We start from the raw sequence: 15,166 nt of genomic DNA on the forward strand, positions 1-15,166 counted from the left end.
GACGCACCGAAGTCGTGGGGGGGGGGGGGGGGGGGGGGCCGCCGCCCGCCCCCCCCCCCCCCCACCGCCCCCCCCGCGCCCCGCCCCCCCCCCCCCCCCCCCCGCCGCGGGGGGGGCCCCCCCCCCCCCCGACCCTACGCGAAGCGATAAACAAAAACGGCGGGCCGCAGCCCGCCGTGAATCAGCCTTGCGGCAGCAGCGAGTCGACCCCGTACAGGGCCGCCAGGGTGCGCACGTTCTCGGGAACGTTGATGAAGGACAGGCTCTGGCCGGCGGCCTGTGCGCGGCGCTGCCATGCCAGCAGCATCGCCACGCCGGACGAGTCGGCGGACTGGACGCCGCCTAGGTCGAGCACCGTCTCGCCGGCCTGGATCGCCTGCGCGCCCTGCTCCAGCGCGCTTCTGGCGGTCTGGAAGGTCAGTGCGTCGAGCGAGAGCATCGCGTTGGCCTCGGCCATTACTTCGGCGCCTTCAGCGGCTTGGACGCCAGCTGCGCGTTGCGGTCGGCCAGGGTCTTGATCAGGCCATCGATGCCGCCCTTGTTGATCTGGCTGGTGAAGGTGCTCTTGTAGGTCTCGACCAGCCAGGCGCCCATCACGTTCAGGTCATAGATCTTCCAGCCCTGCGCGCCCTTGGCGACGCGGTAGTTCAGGGTGATCGGCTCGCCGCGGGCGACGTTCACCTGCGAACGCACTTCGACGTCGGTGGCGCCCGGTTCCGCGCGCATCGGCTTGAATTCGACGGTCTGGTTGTCGACCTGCGACAGCGCGCCGGCATAGGTGTAAACCAGCAGCGTGCGGAACTCTTCCGACAGGCGCTTCTGCTGTTCCGGGGTGGCCTGGCGCCAGAAGCGGCCGGCCGCCTGCATGGTCATCTTCTCGGAATCGACGTGCGGCAGGATCTTGGTGTTCACCAGGCCCATGATCTTGTTGCGGTTGCCGGCCTGGATTTCCTTGTCGGCCTTGACCGAATCGAGGATCTCGGTGCTGATGCGCTTGACGAAGACGTCCGGCGCTTCGGCGCTGGCGGGAGCGGCGGCAAGCGCGCTGGTGGCGAAAGCGACACTGGCGGCCGCGGTGGCGATCAACTGGATGACTGGTTTCATTGTTCGGTTTCCTTATCGATGGGGCCCGCCGTGCTCGGCCGGCGGGGCCATTCCATGTTAACTCTTCTTGCCGCTGACGGATGACAGCGGTGTGTAAGGACTTGTTACTGGGCCGGCTTGTCGCTGGCCTTGCCCGCCGGGTCGGCAGCCGGCTCGGCATTGCTGGTCGCCGCGTCCGCTGCCTCGGCCTCGTCGGCCTGGCGCGGCACGTTGCCGTCATAGACCTGGCTCTGGCGGCGCTGCATGTAGCCGTCGCGGATGAATTCGTAACGGTCGAGGGCGGCGTCTTCCAGCAGGCTGGTGGCGTCGAGCAGGCTGGCGCGCTTGTCGACCACGCGCACGGCCGCACCGATGTTGCGCCAGTTGGCCGGTTCCTTGTACTTCCAGATATCGCCGCCGAAATCGGCCGGCAGCGCGGCGGTATCACGCACCGTAGATGGGCCCAGCAGCGGCAACATCAAGTAGGGACCGCTCGGCACGCCCCACACGCCCAGGGTCTGGCCGAAATCCTCGTTGTGCTTCGGAATGCCGGCTTCGGACGCGATGTCGAGCAGGCCCAGGATGCCGAAGGTCGAATTGACGGCGAAGCGGGTGACATCACCCATGCCGGCCTGGCCTTTACCCTGCAACAAGTTGTTCACGGCGCTCCAGGCGTCCGACAAGTTGCCGAAGAAATTGCCCACGCCCGTCTGGACGAAGCTGGGCGTGACGTTCTTGTAGGCAGTGGCGGTCGGCTTGAGCACGGTGCGGTCGACCGCATCGTTGAAACTGAACACGGCGCGGTTATAGCCTTCGAGCGGGTCCTGCGGATTGGTCGCGGTCGAGGCGCAGCCGGAGAGCGCCAGGGCTGCCGCGACGGCGGCAAACACGGGAGCGCGGCGGGCGGTACGGGAAACGTGGGTCATTCGCTACCTTCCTTTCCTTCAGCGGCCTTGCTATAGATGAATTGGTTGATCAGGTCTTCCAGCACCGCAGCCGACTGGGTGCGGTTGATGCGGTCGCCGTCGACCAGGTTCTGGGTGTCGCCACCCGGCTCGATGCCGATGTATTGCTCGCCCAGCAGGCCGGCGGTCAGGATCTTCAGCGAGCTGTCCTTCGGGAATTTATAGGAAGGCTCGAGATCGAGGCGCACCAGGGCCTGGTAAGTCTTGTCGTCGAAGCTGATTTCGCCCACGCGGCCGACCACCACGCCCGCGCTCTTGACCGGCGCCTGCGGCTTGAGGCCGCCGATGTTGTCGAACTTGCCGGTCACGGCATAGGTCTTGCTGAACGAAATCGTGCTCATGTTGCCTGCCTTCAGGGCCAGGAACAGCAGCGAGGCCAGGCCAAGGAGAACGAACAGGCCGACCCAGACGTCGATAGTTTTGCGATGCATGTGAATACCTTACGGAACCTAAGTTGTGAATTCTTTACTTGTTGAACATCAGGGCGGTCATGATGAAGTCCAGCCCCCAGACCATCAGCGATGCGATCACGACGGTGCGCGTGGTGGCGCGCGAGACGTCTTCCGGCGTCGGCTGGGCCTGGTAGCCCTGGAACAAGGCCGTAAAGGTCACTGCCACGCCAAAGATAAAGCTCTTCAGCACACCGTTCAGTACGTCAGCTCGCACATCGACGCCGGATTGCATCTGCGACCAGAACGCGCCTTCGTCCACGCCGATCAGCTGTACGCCGACCAGGTAGCCGCCCAGCACGCCCACCGCCGAGAACACCGCGGCCAGCACCGGCATGGCGATCACGCCGGCCCAGAAGCGCGGCGCCAGCACGCGCTGCACCGGGTTAATCGCCATCATTTCCATGGCGGAAAGTTGCTCGCCCGCTTTCATCAGGCCGATCTGGGCGGTGAGCGAGGTGCCGGCGCGGCCGGCGAACAGCAGGGCCGTCACCACCGGGCCCAGTTCGCGGGTCAGCGCCAGCGCCACCACCTGGCCCAGCTTCTGCTCGGCGCCGTACTGGTTCAAGGTGTAGTAGCCCTGCAGGCCCAGCACCATGCCGACGAACAGGCCGGAGACGACGATCAGCACCAGCGAGTAGTTGCCGATGAAGTGGACCTGCTCCGAGATGAGGGCCGGGCGGCGGAAGGCGCCCGGCGACACGCCCAGCAAATTGAAGAAGGCGCGGGTGGCGAAGCCCAGGCTGGCGATCGATTCGCGCACGGTGCGGCCGACGTTTTCCAGGATGCGGGCGATCATTTGCGCGCTCCCAGGCCGAGGTCGTCGGCCAGCGATTTGCCCGGATAGTGGAAAGGCACGGGGCCGTCCGGCGCGGCGTTAACGAACTGCTTCACGTACGGGTCTTCCGAGACACGCAGCTCGGCCGGCGTGCCTTCGGCCACGATCTTGCCAGCCGACATGAAGTACACATAGTCGGCGATGGCGAAGCATTCGTGCACGTCGTGCGAGACCAGGATCGAGGTCGAGCCGAGGGCGTCGTTCAGGTTGCGGATCAGGTTGGCGGTCACGCCCATCGAGATCGGGTCGAGGCCGGCGAAGGGCTCGTCGTACATGATCAGCTCGGGATCGAGGGCCACGGCGCGCGCCACGGCGACGCGGCGCGCCATGCCGCCCGAGATCTCGGCCGGCTTCAGCTTGTGCGCATTGCGCAGGCCGACCGCGTTCAGCTTCATCAGGACCAGGTCGCGGATCAGCTCGGGCGGCAGGTCGGTGTGCTCGCGCAGCGGGAAGGCCACGTTGTCGAACACGGACAAGTCGGTAAACAGGGCGCCGAACTGGAACAGCATGCCCATGCGGCGGCGCAGGCGGTACAGGCCGTCGGTGTCGAGCTGGTGCACGACTTCGCCGCCGACACGGACCTCGCCGCGCTGGGGACGGATCTGGCCGCCGATCAGGCGCAGCACGGTGGTCTTGCCGCAGCCCGAGCCGCCCATGACGGCAACGAGCTTACCGCGTGGGAAGTCCATGCGGAGGTTCGACAGGATGGAACGCTCTCCGTACGCAAAGTGCAGATCGCGGATTTCGACTAGGTTCGACACAGCGTTATGAAATTTTGAGGAATCCGGTATTGTAGTGCAGAAAGGGCAATCCCTGCTGGCGGCACCCCGGATCCGGGTGATGAATCGACGTGCAATTACAACACAAATAACCCAAGAGTCATTAATTTTCGCTCGTAAGTAATTGTTTTTGAAGACATATGCATGTCTACCAATATTGCATTTTGTTGAATCATATCAACAAGTGCTCATGAGAAACTACCCTCACAGGTGGTGGGAATGACTTACCAAAGGGTCAGAGAAGCGCGTTCATGCTGCGCCGCAGCATGCCGAATCAGACGCCGGAAATGGCATGCGGCGGCGGCCGTAACGAAGCTCACCCGCGCCAATCCTGCGCTCCCGTCCGCCAGTTCGTATCATCATCTCCCGATCGACAGGACAGGAGGCGAACGTGGCATCCACAACCCGTTTCAGGGCCGCCGGCTTGGCGGCCTGGTTCATCGCAAGCGGCGCGGTGGCGCAGACCGCGCCTGCCCCAGCGGGCGCCGAGGCCTCGCTCGGCCAGCTGCGCTACGAACTGGTCGACCTGACGCCTGACGACGGCCAGGCGCCCTGGCTGACCCTGGCCCCGAGCTACCGCGGCATGACCGCGCGCATCGGCGGCAACGATACGGAGGGGCCGGCCAAGGACTTGTCCGCCAACGGCACGCTGGAGCTCGAGGCCGGCGCCGACCACGGCTGGGGGGAATTGCGCGACGACGGCCTGGCCAACGGCGCCAGCGCCGGCGACAGCATGGTGGCGGTAAGCGGCTGGGCTTCCTACCTGTTCTGGTTCTCGCCCAACACGCGCGTGATCTTCCAGGTCGACGGCCGCAGCTTTACGCCAGGCGACGACCCGCAGGGCGACTATCATGCGGCGGTGGGAATGAGCGGCGCGTGGTACCGGCCCGAGGGGCCGCAGGAAGCGCGCGTGGACCTGGCGAGCAGCGACGGCCAAGGCCTGCGCGAGGGACTGCTGGAACTGACGATGCGGTCGGACAGCGCCGCATCGAACGGCTCGCTGAACCTGAACGCCTATGCCTGGGCGTCGGTGTCGCCGGTGCCGGAGCCGGCCCAGGCGGCGATGCTGCTGGCCGGCGGCGTAGGCTTGCTCGCCTGGCCGCGGAGGAAAAAGCCGGCGCGCCCGTGAAGCGGCGCGCCGGAGACGGTGATCAGCGCGGCAGGACCGAACTGCCCATCAGGTACTCGTCGACGGCGCGCGCGCACTGGCGGCCTTCGCGGATCGCCCACACGACCAGCGACTGGCCGCGGCGCATGTCGCCGGCGGCGAAGATCTTCGGCGACGAGGTCTGGTAGCAGCCTTCGCCGTCGGTGGTGGCGCGCGCATTGCCGCGCGCATCCTTCTGCACGCCGAAGGCGTCCAGCACCTGCTGCACCGGCGAGACGAAGCCCATGGCCAGGAATACCAGGTCGGCCTTCATCTCGAATTCCGAATCCGGCACTTCGACCATCTTGCCGTCCTTCCACTCGACGCGGCAGGCGACCAGCTTCTCGACCTTGCCGCCCTTGCCTTCCAGGCGCTTGGTGGCCACCGCCCAGTCGCGCTGGCAGCCTTCCTCGTGCGAGGACGAGGTGCGCAGGCGGGTCGGCCAGTAAGGCCAGACCAGGGGCTTGTTTTCCTGCTCCGGCGGCATGGGCATCAGTTCGAACTGGGTGACCGAGGCCGCGCCGTGGCGGTTCGAGGTGCCGACGCAGTCGGAGCCGGTGTCGCCGCCGCCGATCACGATCACGTGCTTCCCGGTGGCCTTGATCTGGTCCTTCAGCTTGTCGCCCGCGTTGACGCGGTTCTGCTGCGGCAGGAATTCCATCGCGAAGTGCACGCCCTTGAGCTGGCGGCCCGGGACCGGCAGGTCGCGCGGCTGCTCCGCGCCGCCGGCCAGGACGACGGCGTCGAAGTCCTTTTCCAGGTCTTCCGGGAAGATGGTGTCGCGCGCCATGTTGCTGACGGTGGCCGGGAAGTCCTTGCCGATCAGGACGCTGGTGCGGAAGGTGACGCCTTCGGCCTGCATCTGCTCGATCCTGCGGTCGATCAGGTCCTTTTCCATCTTGAAGTCGGGGATCCCGTAGCGCAGCAGGCCGCCCAAGCGGTCGCTCTTCTCGAACACGGTGACGTCGTGGCCGGCGCGCGCCAGCTGCTGGGCCGCGGCCAGGCCGGCGGGGCCGGAGCCGACCACGGCGACCTTCTTGCCGGTCTTGATTGCCGGGGGCTGCGGCACGATCCAGCCGTGTTCCCAGCCGCTGTCGGCGATCTTGCGCTCGATCGACTTGATGCCGACCGGCTCGTTGTTGATGCCCAGGGTGCAGGCGGCTTCGCAAGGCGCCGGGCAGATGCGGCCGGTCACTTCGGGGAAGTTGTTGGTCGAGTGGAGGTTCTCCACGGCCGCACGGTAGTTGCCGTGGTAGACCAGGTCGTTCCAGTCCGGGATCATGTTGTTGACCGGGCAGCCCGTGTTGCAGAAGGGGATGCCGCAATCCATGCAGCGCGCGCCCTGCACCTTGGCCTGGCCGTCGGTCAGGGTGACGACGAATTCCTTGTAGTTCTTGACGCGATCGGTCGGCTCGAGGTGGCCCTCTTCCTGCCGTTCGAATTCCATGAAGCCGGTAATTTTGCCCACGTTGTTTTCCTCTATTTATTCAGCTGTAGCGTCAACCAACACCACTCGTCATCCCCGCGAAGGCGGGGACCTAAGTTTGCTTGCGTATCGTCAGCTCATACAAAACTTGGGTCCCCGCCTCCGCGGGGATGACGTTGTTGAAGTGTGTTGGTCAGGCCGCCATCTCGATCTTGTCGTTCGCCTCTTCCATGCTCGAGTTGTGCATCTCCTCGAGCGCCCGCTTGTAGTCGGTCGGGAAGACCTTGACGAACTTGGTGCGGCTGTTGGCCCAGTCGTCGAGCAGGTTGCGCGCGCGGGTGGAACCCGTGTGCTTGAAGTGGCGTTCGATCAGGCGGCGCAAGATGGTTTCGTCCGATTCGCGTTCGCCGTCGCGGGTCTGGCTGTGCCAGCCTGCCTTGTCGGCCTGCTGCTTGGTCGGCAGCACCGGCTCCAGGTTCACCATCGCGGTATTGCACCTGCCCTCGAACTCGCCCTTCGGATCGTAGACGAAGGCCACGCCGCCCGACATGCCCGCCGCGAAGTTGCGGCCGGTCTCGCCCAGCACGACCACGGTACCGCCGGTCATGTATTCGCAGCCGTGGTCGCCGCAGCCTTCCACCACCGCGGTGGCGCCCGAGTTGCGCACCGCGAAGCGCTCGCCGGCCACGCCGTTGAAGAAGGCTTCGCCGGCGATCGCGCCGTACAGCACGGTGTTGCCGACGATGATGTTGTCCACCGCCCAGCCGCGGAACTCGGTGTTCGGACGCACGATGATGCGACCGCCCGACAGGCCCTTGCCGACGTAGTCGTTGCCTTCGCCGACCAGGTCCATCGTGATGCCGGCTGCCAGGAAGGCCGCGGCCGACTGGCCCGCGGTGCCCTGCAGCTGGATGTGGATGGTGTCGTCCGGCAGGCCGGCATGGCCGTAGCGCTTGGCCACTTCGCCCGACAGCATGGCGCCGACCGTGCGGTTGAGGTTCTTCACCGGCGAGATGAAGGAGACGCGCTCTCCTTTTTCCAGCGCCGCCTTGGCCTGGGCGATCAGTTTGTGGTCCAGGGCCTTTTCCAGGCCGTGGTCCTGTTCGTCGGTGTGGAAGAGCTGGCGCTGCGATTCGGTCTTCGGCTGGTAGAAGATGTTCGAGAAGTCCAGGCCCTGCGCCTTCCAGTGCCCGATGGCCTTGGATTTGTCCAGCAGGTCGGCGCGGCCGATCAGTTCGTCGTAGCTGCGGATGCCCAGCTGCGCCATCAGCTGGCGCGCTTCCTCGGCGACGAAGAAGAAGTAGTTCACCACGTGTTCCGGCTTGCCCTGGAACTTGGCGCGCAGGACCGGGTCTTGCGTCGCCACGCCCACCGGGCAGGTATTCAGGTGGCACTTGCGCATCATGATGCAGCCTTCGACCACCAGCGGCGCGGTGGCGAAGCCGACTTCGTCGGCGCCCAGCATGGCGGCAATCACGACGTCGCGGCCGGTACGCATCTGACCGTCGGCCTGGACTCGGATGCGGCTACGCAGGCCATTAAGCACCAGGGTTTGCTGGGTTTCCGCCAGGCCCAGCTCCCACGGGGTGCCGGCGTGCTTGACCGAGGACAGCGGCGAGGCGCCGGTGCCGCCGTCATGGCCCGCCACCACCAGGTGGTCGGCCTTGGCTTTCGAGACGCCGGCGGCCACGGTGCCGATGCCGACTTCCGACACCAGCTTGACCGAGATCGAGGCGCGCGGGTTGGCGTTCTTCAGGTCGTGGATCAGCTGCGCCAGGTCTTCGATCGAATAGATGTCGTGGTGCGGCGGCGGCGAAATCAGGCCCACGCCCGGCACCGAGAAGCGCAGGGACGCAATGTACTCGGACACCTTGTGGCCAGGCAGCTGGCCGCCTTCGCCAGGCTTGGCGCCTTGCGCCATCTTGATCTGGATCTGGTCGGCCGAGTTCAGGTACTCGGCGGTGACGCCAAAGCGGCCCGAGGCCACCTGCTTGATCTTCGAGCGCAGCGAGTCGCCTTCTTCCAGCGGGATGTCGGCCACGACGCGGTCCGAGCCCAGGATCGAGGCCAGGGTCTCGCCCTTGCTGATCTTGATGCCCTTGAATTCGTTCGTGTAACGGGCTGGATCCTCGCCGCCTTCGCCGGTATTGCTCTTGCCGCCGATGCGGTTCATCGCGATCGCGAGCGTGGCATGGGCCTCGGTCGAGATCGAGCCGAGCGACATGGCGCCGGTGGCGAAGCGCTTGACGATGTCCTTGGCCGGCTCCACTTCCTCCAGCGGGATCGCCTTGCTCGGGTCGATCTTGAATTCGAACAGGCCGCGCAGGGTCAGGTGGCGGCGCGTCTGGTCGTTGATCAGCTGCGCATACTCCTTGTAGGTGCTGAAGCTGTTCGAGCGAGTCGAGTGCTGCAGCTTGGCGATCGCGTCCGGGGTCCACAGGTGGTCCTCGCCGCGCACGCGGTAGGCGTATTCGCCACCCACGTCGAGCGCATTGGCCAGCACCGGGTCGTTGCCGAAGGCCAGGGCGTGCAGGCGCAGCGCCTCTTCCGCCACTTCGAACAGGCCGATGCCTTCCACGGTCGACGAGGTGCCCTTGAAGTACTTGTCGACCAGCGACTTGTTCAAGCCGATCGCTTCGAAGATCTGGGCGCCGCAGTAGGACATGTAGGTGGAGATGCCCATCTTGGACATCACCTTCATCAGGCCCTTGCCGGTCGCCTTGATGTAGTTGTAGATGGCGGTATCCGCAGACATCTCGTGCGGCAGGCCGTGCGCCAGGTCGGCCAGGGTTTCCAGGGCCAGGTAGGGGTGCACGGCTTCGGCGCCGTAGCCGGCCAGCAGGGCGAAGTGGTGGGTTTCGCGGGCCGAGCCGGTTTCCACGACCAGGCCGGTGGAGGCGCGCAGTCCGCGGCCCACCAGGTGCTGGTGGATACTGGAGGTGGCCAGCAGCGCGGGGATCGCGACCATGTCCGGCGACAGGCGGCGGTCCGAGACGATCAGGATGTTGTGGCCCGACTTGACCGCGTCGACGGCTTCGGCGCACAGCGAGGCGATCGAGGCCTCGATGCCTTCCTTGCCCCAGGCGGTCGGGTAGCAGATGTTCAGCTCATACGACTTGAACTTGCCGCCGGTGTGCTGGCTGATATGGCGCAGGCGCGCCATGTCGTCGAAGTTCAGGATCGGCTGCGAGACCTCGAGGCGCATCGGCGGGTTGACGTTGTTGGTGTCCAGCAGGTTCGGCTTGGGACCGATGAAGGACACCAGCGACATCACCATGCTTTCGCGGATCGGGTCGATCGGCGGGTTGGTGACCTGGGCGAACAGCTGCTTGAAGTAGTTGTACAGCGGCTTGAGCTTGTTCGAGGTGACGGCCAGGGGCGAGTCGTTGCCCATCGAGCCGGTGGCTTCCTCGGCCAGCACGGCCATCGGCGCCATCAGGAACTTCAGGTCTTCCTGGGTGTAGCCGAAGGCCTGCTGGCGGTCGAGCAGGGTCAGGGCCGGCTTCTCGCCTTGCGCGGCGCCGTCCTTGGCGCGGTGCAGGGCCAGCTGCGATTCGGACAGCTTGATCTCGTTGAGCTTGATGCGCACCGACTTGATCCAGGCCTTGTAGGGCTTGGCGTTGGAGTAGGTGTCCTTGAGTTCCTTGTCGTCGATGATGCGGCCGGCCTCGAGGTCGATCAGGAACATCTTGCCCGGCTGGAGGCGCCATTTCTTGACGATGCGCGACTCGGGAATCGGCAGCACGCCGGATTCGGAAGCCATGACCACCAGGTCGTCCTCGGTGACCACGTAGCGCGCCGGACGCAGGCCGTTGCGGTCCAGGGTGCCGCCGATGTGGCGGCCGTCGGTGAAGGCCATGGCGGCCGGGCCGTCCCAGGGTTCCATCATCGCGGCGTGGTATTCGTAGAAGGCGCGGCGGTTGTCGTCCATCGAGGTGTGGTTTTCCCAGGCTTCCGGGATCATCATCATCATCGCCTGGGCGACCGGGTAGCCGGCCATCACCAGCAGCTCGAGCGCGTTGTCGAAGCAGGCGGTGTCGGACTGGCCTTCGTAAATCAGCGGGAACAGCTTGTTCAGGTCCTCGCCCAGCACGGCGGACTTGAGCATGCCTTCGCGGGCGCGGGTCCAGTTGAAGTTGCCCTTCACGGTGTTGATCTCGCCGTTGTGCGCGATCAGGCGGTAGGGGTGGGCCAGCGGCCATTCCGGGAAGGTGTTGGTGGAGAAGCGCTGGTGCACCAGGGCCAGGGCCGAGATGCAGCGCGGATCCTGCAGGTCCTTGTAGTAGACGCCAACCTGGTCGGCCAGCAGCAGGCCCTTGTAGACGATCGTGCGCGCCGACATCGAGGGCACGAAGAATTCCTTGCCGTGCAGGAGCTTGAGCGCCTGGATCGCGTGGCCGGAGGACTTGCGGATCACGTAGAGCTTACGTTCCAGCGCGTCGGTCACCATGATGTCCGGGCCGCGGCCGATGAAGATCTGGCGGATCACCGGTTCCTTGGCCTTGACGAAAGGCGACATCGGCATGGTCTCGTCGACCGGCACGTTGCGCCAGCCCAGCACGACCTGGCCTTCGATGCGCACGGCGCGCTCGATCTCCTGTTCGCAGGCGATGCGCGAAGCGTGTTCCTTCGGCAGGAAGACCATGCCCACGCCATATTCGCCCGGCGGTGGCAGTTCCACGCCCTGCTTGGCCATCTCGTCGCGGTAGTACTGGTCCGGGATCTGGATCAGGATGCCCGCGCCGTCGCCCATTAGGGCATCGGCGCCGACGGCGCCCCGGTGGTCCAGGTTCTTCAGGATCAGCAAGCCTTGCTCGATGATCGAATGGCTCTTGTTGCCCTTGATATGGGCGATGAAACCGACGCCGCACGCGTCGTGTTCATTGGCGGGATCGTACAAACCTTGGGCAATCATGGGGCTTTCTCCACAGCTTTGGTAGGGGTATTTAAATCGAGAATAGTGCAATGCAGCAGAATCGGCAACAACAATAATTAGGGTCAGAGTCGAATTGTTTGACAACTTTTTGAGAACTCAATTAATTGGGGACAGAGTCGATCCGAGAAGATGAATTTGCCGATGGCTTATCGCAAGTCTTTGATTTCTAAGCACAAGCGAAAACGAAAACGGCACGGATAACCGTGCCGCCGAGGGGAGAAAAGTGGCTCCTCAGCCCTGTGGAAGAGGTGGAATCGGCTCTTTGAACGGGCGTCCACGCTTGGCGGGCAGGATCTGGCGCTTGGTCTTGCGTTCCAGGTCGGCCTTGAAACTGTCCGAACCCAGGGGAGCGTTCTTCATGATCGAGCTCGTGACGAAATCGACTTCCTGCTGGGACATGCCCTGCTCCACCAAAGCCATGTAGGCGGCCTCGCGCTGGAAGGGAGTATTGCCCAGTCCCCAGTAGAGCGAATGCTCGGTGACGATGCTGTCCGGACGCAGGCCGGCGTGATGGATATAGCTCGACCAGGGGTAGTCGGCCGGGGCATTCACCAGCTGGGCGCGGACCGGATTGAGCTCGATGTAGCGGCTACAGACCAGGAAATAGCTGTCGGTATCGATCAGCGAGGTGCGGAAGCGTCCCTCGAACAGGCTGCCGGTGCGCTCGTACTTGTTGTTGAACCAGGGGACGTAGAAACGGCCGACCTTCTGCATCATCAGGGCCAGGCCGGTGTCGTTCGAGGGCGTAGCCAGCAGATGCAGGTGGTTCGGCATCAGCACATAGGCGTGGATCGCCACCTCATAGAAACGGGCGGTCTCCTTCAGCCAGGCCAGGAAACGCTGGTAATCCGCCTCTTCGCGGAAGATGGGCTGGCGGTTATTGCCACGCTGGATGACATGGTAAGGCTGGTTCGGAACGATGAGTCGGGGAAGGCGTGCCATGGCGTCTGCTCAAACGATGAGCAGGCATTTTACCGTAGAAGTTTGACTATGTCCCCAATTAATCTCAAGCTTTCCCAAAACAGTGTTGACTCTGTCCCCATTTATTTCTAAACAAAGCCAAAAATCAGTTGACTCTGTCCCTAATTAGCGAAACTGTCGTCGGACGGCCAGGTTGGGCAGGAAATTGGCCAATAATTCGACTCTGACCCTGATTATCCGGGTGGCAATTGGCCAATAATTCGACTCTGACCCCCATTGAAAAAGGGACCATCAGGTCCCCTTTGGATCAGGCCAAGGTGAAGCCGGCGGAGAGGCTGTAGCCTTCGCCGTAGGCGCTGCGCAGCGGCAGGTCCTGGCCCAGGCCGGAGCGGGCCTTCTTGCGCAAGCGGTAGACCAGCATGTCGACCCGGCGGCTAGCGTCCGGATCTTCGCCGCCCATCCCCGCCACGATCACGTGACGCGGGACCGGACGGGTATTAATCGTCAGCAGGTGCAGGAAGTTGCACTCTTTTTCGGTCAGGTCGATCACCTTGCCCATCAGCTCGAGCTGGCGCGCGCTGACGCGCAGGGTCCATTTGCTCGGGGCCGGCGCTGGATCCTGGGGACGCACGCGGCGGTCCAGGGCTTCGATGTGGGCGGCCAGTTCCGGGAACTTGATCGGCTTGGTCAGGTAGTGGTCGGCGCCCAGGCGCAGGCCGAGGATGCGGTTGTCGAAGGCCACGCGGCCAGTCAGGACCAGCAGCCCGATTTCCGGGTACAGCTGGCGCATGCGAGGGATCACGTTGAAGCCGTCCTCGTCCGGCAGGCCGAGGTCGAGCACCACCACGGCGGCCGGGGTGCGCGTCAGGGCGGCCCACATCTCGCTGGCGGTCCTGGCGATCGTGACCTCATGGTCGAGCTCCCGCAGGAACTCGGCCATGTCGTCGGCGTATTCGCCATTGTCTTCAACAATCAGTATCTGCGTCATGGGTTGGCCATGTTGTTCGTATCTTGCCTTGCGTCCAGATCCGGAGCGCGGGACCGATTATCACTGCTGGAACTCCCTGAGGCAAGCTGTTGTTGCCCGGAATCCGCACTAGACGGCAGCCAGAGACGGAATTCAGTGCCTTTCTCGCCCTCCCTGGCCGGCGCCAGCAACACGCTGCCGCCATGGACGTCGAGGATGGAGCGCGCCATATACAAGCCGAGACCGCTGCCCGGCAGGCCCGCCGCATTGCTGCCGCGGTAGCCCTTGTCGAAAATGAAGGCGGCGTCCTCAAGCGGAATGCCATCGCCCTCGTCGCGTACGGCAATCTCGACGCCGCCCGCGGCCGGACGCACCGCCAGCGCCACCGGCGTGCCCGGCGGCGAGAAGGCCAGCGCATTGTCGACCAGGACCTTCAGCGCCAGCCGCAGGCCGGCCGGTTCGCCACGCAGCTGGAAGGCGTGGGCGCCGGTGTCGACGCGCGCTTCGCGGCCGGCGGCGCGCACCTGGGCGGCAGCGGCCTCGACCAGCTCGTTGACCGCCATCGTGTTGGCCTGGCGCGCCTTGCCGAGTGCCGCCATGCGGTCCGGCGACAGGTATTCATCCAGCATGCCGATCAGGCGGTCGACGGCGGCGCCGATCTTGCGGTAGCGCTGGCGGGTGGGCTCGTCGACGTTCACCGCTGTCGCGTCCAGGCGCTGGATGGCGCCGTCAATGGTGGCGAGCGGCGTGCGGAATTCGTGGTTGAGCATGCTGGCGAAGCGCTTCTGCTCGGCCTGGTGGGCGCGGCGCGGCGACAGGTCGCGCAGCAGGCCGACCAGGGCCGGCGGCGTCTCGGCGGTGACGATGCTCAGGACCTCCAGCGGCAGCGGACGGCCGCCCGCATCCGGCACGTCGAGCTCGGTCGAGCGCCGCTCGCCGGGCGCGGCGCCGGCCGCCTCGCGCAGACAGGCCGCCAGCAGCGCCAGCGGACCGCCTGCGCCCGGGACTGCCAGCGCCTCGCCAAGCGCGGCCGCGTCGTGACCGAACAGCGGGGTGAACGCGGGGCTGAGATAGCGCAGCTGGAAGCCGGGCAGTGCGATGCTGAATGCGATGTCGCCGCCCAGTTCGGCCATGGTGCGGAACTGTCCGGCGGACGCCCCGACGTCGGGCTGTGCTGCGGCGTCGTCAGGGGCGTCATGCGTAAAATTCATCGAGGCTTTCGGTTCGAGGCGTTGAACATGCTTGCGTGCCAGTATATCGTCCACATTCATTATTTGCACGGCAACACCTGTCGGAGAATAGTCGACACGCGGATTCTGCGAACAAATGCGCCACGGAGCGGGGACTTGCGCGATAATTCGCCCACTATGAACGATACCGCAACCCTCCCCCCACTCCCAGACCGGCTCTCGATCGACCCGAGCAGCCCTTTCTACAACCGCGACGTGTTCCAGCGCGAGATCGGCATCCGCTTCAATGACAAGGATCGCCACGATGTCGAGGAATACTGCCTCAGCGAAGGCTGGATCAAGGTCGCTGCCGGCAAGACGCTCGACCGCAAGGGCAAGCCGATGCTGATCAAGCTCAAGGGCAAGGTCGAGGCGTTTTACAAGTAATCCTTTACGACACCCATTAATACGGGAGGCTGCTGCGGC

The 15,166-nt window shown here is 65.0% G+C and carries 13 protein-coding genes; 2 read left to right on the forward strand and 11 right to left on the reverse strand.

The genetic code is table 11. The features are described 5' to 3' along the window. Positions 1-181: 181 nt before the first annotated feature. The 6 genes from KBW98_RS18340 to KBW98_RS18365 form a co-directional block, all read right to left on the reverse strand. Entirely contained in the window at positions 182-457 is a 276-nt protein-coding gene (locus KBW98_RS18340; protein WP_211521607.1) for a lipid asymmetry maintenance protein MlaB, read from the reverse strand. Then, entirely contained in the window at positions 457-1,104 is a 648-nt protein-coding gene (locus KBW98_RS18345; RefSeq protein WP_211521608.1) for a phospholipid-binding protein MlaC, read from the reverse strand. The genes KBW98_RS18340 and KBW98_RS18345 overlap by 1 nt, the downstream gene beginning before the upstream one ends. 104 nt (positions 1,105-1,208) lie before the next feature. Next, positions 1,209-2,009, reverse strand: a complete 801-nt coding sequence (locus tag KBW98_RS18350) for a VacJ family lipoprotein (RefSeq protein ID WP_211521609.1) — start codon at positions 2,007-2,009, stop codon at positions 1,209-1,211. Then, positions 2,006-2,479, reverse strand: coding sequence for an outer membrane lipid asymmetry maintenance protein MlaD (mlaD, locus tag KBW98_RS18355; protein WP_211521610.1), 474 nt, complete (start codon positions 2,477-2,479; stop codon positions 2,006-2,008). Before mlaD ends, KBW98_RS18350 begins: the two co-directional genes overlap by 4 nt. 34 nt (positions 2,480-2,513) lie before the next feature. Next, complete coding sequence (mlaE, locus tag KBW98_RS18360) at positions 2,514-3,296, reverse strand: lipid asymmetry maintenance ABC transporter permease subunit MlaE (protein ID WP_211521611.1); 783 nt, start codon at positions 3,294-3,296, stop codon at positions 2,514-2,516. Then, a complete protein-coding gene (locus tag KBW98_RS18365; protein ID WP_211521612.1) occupies positions 3,293-4,096 on the reverse strand; it encodes an ABC transporter ATP-binding protein in 804 nt (267 codons plus the stop codon). The genes mlaE and KBW98_RS18365 overlap by 4 nt, the downstream gene beginning before the upstream one ends. A gap of 409 nt (positions 4,097-4,505) precedes the next feature. Between KBW98_RS18365 and KBW98_RS18370 the strand changes: the two genes are divergently transcribed. Beyond that, positions 4,506-5,243, forward strand: coding sequence for a PEP-CTERM sorting domain-containing protein (locus KBW98_RS18370; RefSeq protein ID WP_211521613.1), 738 nt, complete (start codon positions 4,506-4,508; stop codon positions 5,241-5,243). A 22-nt stretch (positions 5,244-5,265) separates the two neighbouring features. Here the strand turns inward: KBW98_RS18370 and KBW98_RS18375 are convergent, their stop codons facing one another. The 5 genes from KBW98_RS18375 to KBW98_RS18395 form a co-directional block, all read right to left on the reverse strand. Beyond that, complete coding sequence (locus tag KBW98_RS18375) at positions 5,266-6,729, reverse strand: glutamate synthase subunit beta (RefSeq protein WP_211521614.1); 1,464 nt, start codon at positions 6,727-6,729, stop codon at positions 5,266-5,268. 151 nt (positions 6,730-6,880) lie between these two features. Further along, positions 6,881-11,602: a glutamate synthase-related protein gene (locus KBW98_RS18380; RefSeq protein WP_211521615.1), complete on the reverse strand. Its 4,722-nt coding sequence runs from the start codon at positions 11,600-11,602 to the stop codon at positions 6,881-6,883. Between the two features lie 252 nt (positions 11,603-11,854). Next, positions 11,855-12,565 (reverse strand): transposase, encoded by a 711-nt coding sequence (locus tag KBW98_RS18385; protein ID WP_211521616.1) that lies wholly within the window; start codon positions 12,563-12,565, stop codon positions 11,855-11,857. Positions 12,566-12,851: 286 nt separating this feature from the next. Further along, positions 12,852-13,532: a response regulator transcription factor gene (locus KBW98_RS18390; protein ID WP_211521617.1), complete on the reverse strand. Its 681-nt coding sequence runs from the start codon at positions 13,530-13,532 to the stop codon at positions 12,852-12,854. Continuing rightward, positions 13,529-14,722 carry a sensor histidine kinase KdpD gene (locus KBW98_RS18395; RefSeq protein WP_211521618.1) on the reverse strand — a complete coding sequence of 398 codons (1,194 nt, stop codon included), beginning with the start codon at positions 14,720-14,722 and terminating at the stop codon, positions 13,529-13,531. Before KBW98_RS18395 ends, KBW98_RS18390 begins: the two co-directional genes overlap by 4 nt. Positions 14,723-14,878: 156 nt before the next feature. On the opposite strand from KBW98_RS18395, the gene KBW98_RS18400 reads away from it, so the two are divergent. Next, positions 14,879-15,127, forward strand: coding sequence for a DUF3297 family protein (locus KBW98_RS18400; protein WP_211521619.1), 249 nt, complete (start codon positions 14,879-14,881; stop codon positions 15,125-15,127). Positions 15,128-15,166: the final 39 nt, after the last annotated feature.

The organism is Massilia sp. ST3, assembly GCF_018119405.1.
Lineage (GTDB): Bacteria > Pseudomonadota > Gammaproteobacteria > Burkholderiales > Burkholderiaceae_D > Telluria.